The sequence below is a fragment of the Arthrobacter sp. SPT-J7 genome, assembly GCF_059089965.1.
The window spans coordinates 1-413 of record NZ_JBNHFF010000582.1; the positions used below are offsets into that span (position 1 = coordinate 1).

A 413-nucleotide genomic window follows, 5' to 3' on the forward strand; every position below is an offset into this window, starting at 1 on the left:
GGACCACAGCCCGCGAACAGGGCGAGCTCCGCACAGAGGAACTCCTGGCGCCGGGTCCCGGCGAGGTGTTGGTCCGCGCCCTCTACTCCGGCATCAGCAAGGGAACCGAGACGGTGGTCCACCACGGCCTGGTCCCGCCACGCGTCGCCAAGGAGATGCAGGCCCCGCATCAGGAGGGCCAGTTCCCGGGGCCAGTGAAGTTCGGCTACCTGTCGGTGGGAGTCGTGGAAAAGGGGCCGGCAGAGTGGGTAGGCCAGCGGGTGTTCTGCCTGAATCCGCACCAGGATCGGTACATCCTGCCCCTTGACGCGCTCACCAGGATTCCCGACGGCGTCCCCTCCCAACGCGCGGTCCTCACCGGGACGGTGGAAACGGCGGTAAACGCGTTGTGGGAAGCCGGCCCGCGGCTGGGC

Annotated in this window: 1 pseudogene; it reads left to right on the top strand. The window is 69.0% G+C overall.

Features of this window, described 5'->3' with window-relative positions:
- Positions 1-413: pseudogene (locus tag AC5RWX_RS34375) on the top strand (dehydrogenase); the annotation flags it as partial.